The organism is Pseudomonas fluorescens (assembly GCF_018614655.1).
GTDB lineage: Bacteria > Pseudomonadota > Gammaproteobacteria > Pseudomonadales > Pseudomonadaceae > Aquipseudomonas > Aquipseudomonas fluorescens_BX.
Map to the genome: position 1 here is coordinate 351,952 of NZ_JAGGOG010000004.1, position 7,097 is coordinate 359,048.

General features: G+C 59.3%; 8 protein-coding genes. 7 read left to right on the top strand and 1 reads right to left on the bottom strand.

Features of this window, described 5'->3' with window-relative positions; genetic code table 11:
- The first annotated feature begins 5 nt into the window (after positions 1 to 5).
- The 6 genes from hemC to rsd all read left to right on the top strand — a co-directional run bounded on the left by hemC (position 6) and on the right by rsd (position 5,507).
- Positions 6 to 947 (top strand): hydroxymethylbilane synthase, encoded by a 942-nt coding sequence (hemC, locus tag J7E41_RS06475; RefSeq protein ID WP_214990998.1) that lies wholly within the window; start codon positions 6 to 8, stop codon positions 945 to 947.
- Positions 944 to 1,699 carry a uroporphyrinogen-III synthase gene (locus J7E41_RS06480; protein ID WP_214991000.1) on the top strand — a complete coding sequence of 252 codons (756 nt, stop codon included), beginning with the start codon at positions 944 to 946 and terminating at the stop codon, positions 1,697 to 1,699. The genes hemC and J7E41_RS06480 overlap by 4 nt, the downstream gene beginning before the upstream one ends.
- A gap of 18 nt (positions 1,700 to 1,717) precedes the next feature.
- Complete coding sequence (locus J7E41_RS06485; protein ID WP_214991002.1) at positions 1,718 to 2,833, top strand: uroporphyrinogen-III C-methyltransferase; 1,116 nt, start codon at positions 1,718 to 1,720, stop codon at positions 2,831 to 2,833.
- 5 nt (positions 2,834 to 2,838) lie between these two features.
- On the top strand, positions 2,839 to 4,080 hold the full coding sequence (locus J7E41_RS06490; RefSeq protein WP_214991004.1) for a heme biosynthesis protein HemY: 1,242 nt from the start codon (positions 2,839 to 2,841) through the stop codon (positions 4,078 to 4,080).
- A 236-nt stretch (positions 4,081 to 4,316) separates the two neighbouring features.
- Positions 4,317 to 4,838: a disulfide bond formation protein B gene (locus J7E41_RS06495; RefSeq protein WP_214991006.1), complete on the top strand. Its 522-nt coding sequence runs from the start codon at positions 4,317 to 4,319 to the stop codon at positions 4,836 to 4,838.
- Between the two features lie 210 nt (positions 4,839 to 5,048).
- Positions 5,049 to 5,507: a sigma D regulator gene (rsd, locus tag J7E41_RS06500; RefSeq protein WP_214991008.1), complete on the top strand. Its 459-nt coding sequence runs from the start codon at positions 5,049 to 5,051 to the stop codon at positions 5,505 to 5,507.
- Between the two features lie 58 nt (positions 5,508 to 5,565).
- Here the strand turns inward: rsd and J7E41_RS06505 are convergent, their stop codons facing one another.
- Positions 5,566 to 6,231 (bottom strand): FKBP-type peptidyl-prolyl cis-trans isomerase, encoded by a 666-nt coding sequence (locus J7E41_RS06505; protein ID WP_214991010.1) that lies wholly within the window; start codon positions 6,229 to 6,231, stop codon positions 5,566 to 5,568.
- 192 nt (positions 6,232 to 6,423) lie between these two features.
- Between J7E41_RS06505 and J7E41_RS06510 the strand changes: the two genes are divergently transcribed.
- A partial coding sequence (locus J7E41_RS06510; RefSeq protein ID WP_214991012.1) for an AlgP family protein occupies positions 6,424 to 7,097 on the top strand: 674 nt, incomplete at its 3' end.

Here is a 7,097-nt window from a genome sequence, read left to right on the forward strand (position 1 = left end):
GATCCATGTCCTCTCGCGAAATCCGCATCGCCACCCGTAAAAGCGCCTTGGCCTTATGGCAGGCCGAATACGTCAAAGCACGCCTTGAACAGGCCCATCCAGGCCTCAAGGTGTCCCTGGTGCCCATGGTCAGTCGCGGCGACAAGCTGCTGGACTCGCCGCTGTCGAAGATCGGTGGCAAGGGGCTGTTCGTCAAGGAACTGGAGACTGCGCTGCTGGAGAACGAGGCCGATATCGCTGTGCACTCGATGAAAGACGTGCCGATGGACTTCCCTGAAGGCCTGGGTCTGTTTTGCATCTGCGAGCGCGAAGACCCGCGCGATGCGTTCGTTTCCAATACCTATGCTTCCCTGGATGAATTGCCTTTGGGCAGCATCGTCGGCACCTCCAGTTTGCGTCGTCAGGCCCAGTTGCTGACCCGCCGCCCAGACCTGCAAATCCGCTTCCTGCGAGGCAACGTCAACACCCGTCTGGCCAAGCTGGATGCCGGTGAGTATGACGCGATCATCCTGGCTGCAGCCGGCTTGATCCGCCTGGGCTTCGAAGACCGCATTACCTCTGCCATTAGCGTCGAAGACAGCTTGCCCGCCGGAGGGCAGGGCGCCGTCGGGATTGAATGCCGCACGGCAGACAGCGAAATCCATGCACTGCTCAAACCCCTTGATCATGCGGACACTGAAATTCGCGTCACCGCCGAACGTGCGCTGAACAAACACCTTAACGGTGGTTGCCAGGTGCCGATCGCCTGCTACGCCGTGCTTGAAGGCGAGAACCTTTGGCTGCGTGGCCTGGTGGGAGATCCGAGCGGCGGGCTTCTGCTGACGGCAGAGATACGCGGCCCGCAAAGCGAGGCCACGAGCCTTGGCATCAAGGTGGCCGAGGCGCTGCTGGAGAAAGGTGCCGGCGCCATCCTGCAAGCGGTCTACGGCGAGGCGGGGCCGCAGTGACAGGTTGGCGAGTGTTGTTGACCCGGCCGACGGAAGAGTCCGCGGCCTTGGCGGCGACACTGTCCGAAAGCGCGATATTCAGCAGCAGCCTGCCGTTACTGGAAATCAAGGAGCTGCCTGCCACCGCTGAGCAGCAAGTGGTTTTCCGTCATTTGGATCGATACTGCGCTGTGATCGCGGTGAGCAAGCCGGCCGCGCGATTTGCGTTGCAGCGGCTTGATCAAGCGCCGTCTCAGCCATGGTTCACTGTGGGGGCGGCGACGGCGCAGGTGCTGGCCGATCACGGTCTTGATGTCAGCTGCCCCCTGGACGGCGACGACAGCGAAGCCTTGCTTGATTTACCCCAGTTGCGCGACGCTATCGCACGACCCAATGCACGGATATTGATCTTGCGCGGCGAAGGCGGGCGAGAGTTGCTGGCTGAGCGCTTGCGTGATCTAGGTGCTAGTGTCGACTATCTGGAGTTATATCGCCGTTGCCTGCCGGCCTACGACGCCGGTACGTTGATGCAGCGCATTCAGGTGGAACGCTTGAACGGCCTGGTGGTCAGCAGTGGGCAGGGTTTTTTGCATCTGCAAGCCCTGGCAGGCCCTGATTGGCCCCAGGTGGCGCAGTTGCCGTTGTTCGTGCCCAGCCCGCGAGTCGCCGAGATGGCGCGTGCTGCTGGTGCAAGTAAAGTTGTGGATTGTCGTGGCGCGAGTGCCGCGGCTTTGTTAGTGGCGCTACGCAGCTTTGCCGAGCCCACTCTCTGATACGCAAAGGATGGATACGTGAGCGAAACAGCCTTGCCCAAAGATGAAGCTCAGCCCGCGCTTGATGCGCCTGTTGAGACACCGGTCACTGCTCCACGCCGTGGCAATGGCCTGGCAATCGTGGCCTTGTTGCTCGGCGCTGCGGGGGTTGCGGCCGGTGGCTGGGGGATCTGGCAGGTCCGCGCCCTGCAAGCGAGCGCTCAGCAGCAGTCGGGACAGGTGCAAACCCTGGATGATCAATCCCAGGCCCTCAAGCAGAGTCAGCAGCAGTTGACCACACGCCTGGCACAGTTGCCGGGTGCTGATGAGCTGGAAGAACGTCGCCGTCTGGTGGCGCAATTGCAGGGTGATCAGCAGCGCTTGAACCAGCGTCTGGAAACCGTGCTGGGTGCCAGTCGCAAGGACTGGCGCCTGGCCGAAGCCGAGCATTTGTTGCGCCTGGCCAGTTTGCGACTGTCTGCCTTGCAGGACATCAACAGTGCCCAGGCGCTGGTCCAGGGAGCCGACGAAATCCTTCGTGAGCAAAGCGATCCGGGTTCCTATGCTGCCCGCGAGCAGTTGGCCAAGAGCCTCGCCGCGTTGCGCAGTGTCGAGCAACCGGATCGTACCGGGTTGTACCTGCAACTGGCCGCCTTGCGCGATCAGGTGGTGCAACTGGCAGCCGTCTCGCCTGAGTATCAGCTTCAGGATGCCCCTCAGTCAGGCCGTCCAACCACGGATACTGAAAACCGCTGGAACCAATGGTGGGAGCAGATTTCCCGCTACTTCCGCATCGACTTCAATCCGGACGACAACATTCGTCCGCTGCTGGCCGGCCAAGGCCTGAATCAGGTACGCCTGGCCCTGAGCCTTGCGCTGGAGCAGGCGCAATGGGCTGCCCTTAATGGCGAGCCGGCGGTGTATACCCGTTCCTTGGGTGAGGCCCGTAGTGTCTTGCAGGGTAACTTCAACCAGAACAACCCGCAAAGCCAAGCCATGTTGGCCCGGATAGCCGAGCTGGAACCCAAGGCTGTCTCGGTGGTGACACCGGACCTGGCTGCGAGCCTGGCAGCTGTGCAGGCTTACCTTGAACGTCGTCATCTGTCTGCCGATGAAGCCAAGGCTTCTGCTGGCGCGCCGGCGACCCAGGAGTAAAGCCGATGAAGCGTTTCTACGTGATCCTGGTGGTGGCGATAGCGATCGCCTTGGCATTGGGAGTGGGCATTTCAAAACACACCGGCTACGTGCTGATTACCTATCCCCATGTGCTGCATTACGAGTCCGGGCTATGGTCGACCCTGGTGGCGCTGTTTGTGCTGGGCCTGGTGATCTACCTGATCAGGGTGCTGCTGAGTCTGGTGACGACATCCGGTGGCGTGGTCAACCCATGGTCGCGGCGTAATCGTAGTCGTCGGGTCCAGATTGCCATCGAACAGGGCCAGATGGACCTTGCCGAAGGCCGCTGGGCCAGTGCCGAGCGCCATCTGCAGCGCGCCGCCGAAGCGGAACGTCAACCACTGTTGTACTACCTCGGTGCCGCCCGCGCGGCCAACGAACAGGGGCGTTATGAGGAGGCCGACGGCTTGCTGGAGCGTGCGCTTGAGCGTCAGCCTCAAGCCGAACTGGCAGTGGCCCTGAGCCACGCCCAGTTACAAATGGACCGTGGCGATACCGAATCGGCCTTGGTCACGCTGCAAGCCATGCATGGGCGCCACCCACACAACGTTCAGGTACTGCGCCAGTTGCAACGGCTGCATCAACAGCGTGGAGACTGGTCCTCGGTGATTCGGTTGTTGCCGGAACTGCGCAAGGACAAGGTGTTGCCAGCCGCCGAACTTGCGGATCTGGAGCGTCGGGCATGGGGTGAGAACCTGACCCTGGCCGCCCAGCGTGAGGAGCAAGGCGAGGCGGGTCAGCAGTCCCTTGAGCGGGCGTGGCAACAACTGACGTCTGCCCAGCGTCAGGAGCCTGCACTGGTATTGGCCTACGCCGAGCAATTGCGCCAGTTGGGTGCGGACACCACGGCCGAAGAAGTATTGCGCGGTGCGATCAAGCGCGGGTATGACAGCCATTTGATCAGGCTGTATGGCTTACTGAGGGGTAGTGATCCAGCGCGGCAATTGAAGTTTGCCGAAGGCTGGCTCAAGGACCATGCGGGGGATGCCAGCCTGTTGCTGACGTTGGGTCGTCTCAGCCTGCAAAATAGTTTGTGGGGCAAGGCGCGGGATTATCTGGAAAGCAGCTTGCAGGCTCAACGTAATCCCGAGGCCTGTGCCGAACTGGCACGCTTGCTGGCGCAGTTGGGAGATACCGAGCGCAGCAACCAATTGTTCCAGGAAGGCCTGGGACTTCTGGACAAGCGCTTGCTGGCTTCGCCGCTCCCAGTACCGACGCGGGTTTGAAGTAGGAAACCATGAAGAGGTTGGTTCAGAAAGGTCTGGTCCAACCCCTCAATATCGCCTGATAGGGGCGACTAAAGCGACCGGTCGATAAACTCCTACGCAGGCTCGTATTCAATCCTCTCGGTTCTGACGGGATATCCCTACGCTCTCGCAGAATTGTCTGCGCCGACGCGTATTGAAAGGGGTAAGGCCTTTCCTCTACCGTAACCACCTATCTCTTGCGTTGCGGATAAACAATGTCTTTGGCCCCCTCACGCTCCCTGTTCCTCCTGGCGTTTATGGCTGGTGCGCTGACTTTGGGCGCATCCCTGTACCTCGAATACGGAGCCCTGTTGCGTCCTTGCTTCCTGTGCCTGGTGCAGCGGATTCTTTTGACTGCCTTCACGTTGATCAACCTGGTGGCAGCGGTTCATGGGCCTAAGCGTTACGGCGTTTATTTGTATGGGGTGATGAGCATGGGGTGTGCGCTGCTCGGAGCCATCACCGCGGCGCGCCAGGTGTTGTTGCAGAACATCCCGGTGGATCAGTTGCCCGGCTGCTGGCCCAGCCTGCAACACATGATCGAAGACTTGTCATTCTGGGAGGCTTTGAAACGGGCATTTCAGGGCAGTGTCGACTGCGTTGAAATCAACTGGACGTTGTTTGATCTGAGCCTGCCGGAATGGAGCCTGCTGTTCTTTGTCGCGATGTTGATCCTGGGCACGGCACAGTTTTCGCGATTGTTGTTCAGCCAGCGTTTACGTCTGGCGAAGCATTGACTCGAGGTCGCAGGATGTAGGGTGGGATTAAACACTTGTATGAACTTTCTCTCCTGCGTACCTTGAAGCCATAGTCATGCGGGCATAATCTGGCCCGCATGTGTTATTGAAACCGCTTGTTCGATGCGGCTTTGTCCGGTCGCCGCTTTCATCCTTGAAGTGTTGCGCGGGCAGAGGGCGGCACCGCCCCTATAGGGAAGAGAGATCATCATGCTGGAAAGTTGTCAGAATGCTCAGGAACGCTGGGGTGGTGTGCACAAACTGATCGATGGTTGGTTGAAGGCGCGTCATGAACTGGTTCAGGCCTTTGATGCTCTCGGCGCCAAGCCTGAGGCGTTGGGCGAGAACCGCAAGCCATTGCAAGAGTTCTGCGGTGTGCTATTGGACTATGTGTCCGCGGGCCACTTCGGTGTCTATGAGCAACTGAGCGACGAAGCCAAGGCATTCAAGGACGAGCGCGGCCTTGAGTTGGCGGATACGATCTACCCACGTATTGATGAAATCACGAAAAAATTGGTGGAATTCAACGACCTTTGCGATAAGGGCGAGTGTGTCGCGGCGAAATTCAAGGAGCTGGGCGGCCTGCTCCATGAGCGTTTCGAGTTGGAAGATTGCTTGATCGAAGTGCTGCACAACGCCCACAAGGAAGAGTTGACGGCAAAAGCCTGAAACGCTGATTGGCGGCAAGATAAAAAACGGTGCGCATTGCGCACCGTTTTTCGTTTGGTTAGCTGCTCGCGCCGAGCAGTTCGATCTCGAATACCAGCGGCGTGTAGGGCGCGATCAACTCACCTGCACCGTCTGCGCCATAGGCCTGGGCCGATGGAATCACCAGGCGCCATTTCGCGCCGATCGGCATCTGCTGCAACGCGCTGCGCCAGCCACTGATCACGCTGTCCAGGCGAAACCATTGCGGTTGTTTGCTCTGGTCAAAGATCGTCCCATCGGGCAGCCGCCCAACATACGTCACCTGAACCCGATCATTGGCCGCCGGTTTTTTTCCATTACCGGAAGCCAGTTCGATCAGCAAGATCCCGTCTGCCAATTCGCGTACGCCGCTCTTGGCTTTCTCCCTGGATAAAAATTGTTGCTCGGCGGCGAGGGCCTTTTCACTTTGTGGAATTTTGTCGGCGGTGGCGGCCTGTGCTTCGTGCTGGGCCAGGATCTGTTCGATGCGTGCATCGTCCAGCGCCAGTGGCTTGCCTTGGTAGGCTTGCTTGAGGCCATCGATCAGCGCCTGGATTTGCAAGTCGGGGATTTCCTGGCGCAGGCGTTCGCCCAGGCTCGCACCCAGGCTGTAGGCCAGGTCGTGGCTGTCTTTGGCAGGGGATTGCTCGCCTGCGTTGGCCACGGAAAGTGACAAACCCAAGGCTAAAAAAAGGTAACGCGACATGGGTGTTCTCCAGCCGAAAGTGCGTTGGATTATGCCAGTGTGAATGCACAAAAACCGGAGTGGCTTTTCGTTATATCGATAAGAATTTCCATGCAGTGCAACGCAACGCATTCGATACTGTCAACATGCCCTAGCGGCGGTAAGAGCAGAGGGCTAGTATGAGCCGCACCCACGTCAGCCAGGAGGTAAACCATGTCGGCCAAACAGAAGCCTGTAAATACCCCATTGCACTTGCTCCAACAGCTATCGGGCAGCCTGCTCGAACATTTGGAAAGCGCTTGTTCCCAAGCCTTGGCTGATGCTGAGAAGCTGCTCGCCAAGCTGGAAAAACAACGCGGCAAGGCTCAAGAAAAACTGCACAAATCCCGCTCCAAACTGCAAGACGCAGCAAGCGCCGGCAAAGCCAAGGCACAAGCCAAGGCCAAGGGTGCAGTCAAAGAACTTGAGGGCTTGCTCGACGCCCTCAAGGATCGTCAATCCGAAACCCGCACCTACATTCTGCAACTCAAGCGCGATGCTCAAGAGAGTCTGAAACTGGCTCAGGGCGTTGGTCGTGTGAAAGAAGCCGTTGGCAAGGTACTAAGCACTCGTGCACCGGTTAAAGCCGCTGCTGCGAGCGCGGCGAAAAAACCAGCCAGCAAAGCAGTGGCTGCCAAGGCACCTGCAAAAGCTGCGGCCAAGCCTGCGACCAAAGCACCGGCGAAACCGGCTGCCAAACCCGTAGTGAAAAAGGCTGCTGCCAGCGCCGCCAAACCAGCCGCTAAACCTGCTGTGAAGCCGGCCGCAAAACCCGCCGCAAAACCCGCTGCTAAAACGGCTGCTGCGAAACCAGCCGCCAAGCCAGCCGCGGCAAAACCTGCAGCCAA

Bases quoted from the DNA above. Each gene is read 5' to 3' on its own strand.
- J7E41_RS06490 (WP_214991004.1), top strand. From the start codon at position 2,839: ATGAAGCGTTTCTACGTGATCCTGGTGGTGGCGATAGCGATCGCCTTG.
- J7E41_RS06505 (WP_214991010.1), bottom strand. From the start codon at position 6,231: ATGTCGCGTTACCTTTTTTTAGCCTTGGGTTTGTCACTTTCCGTGGCC.
- rsd (WP_214991008.1), top strand. From the start codon at position 5,049: ATGCTGGAAAGTTGTCAGAATGCTCAGGAACGCTGGGGTGGTGTGCAC.
- hemC (WP_214990998.1), top strand. From the start codon at position 6: ATGTCCTCTCGCGAAATCCGCATCGCCACCCGTAAAAGCGCCTTGGCC.
- J7E41_RS06495 (WP_214991006.1), top strand. From the start codon at position 4,317: ATGTCTTTGGCCCCCTCACGCTCCCTGTTCCTCCTGGCGTTTATGGCT.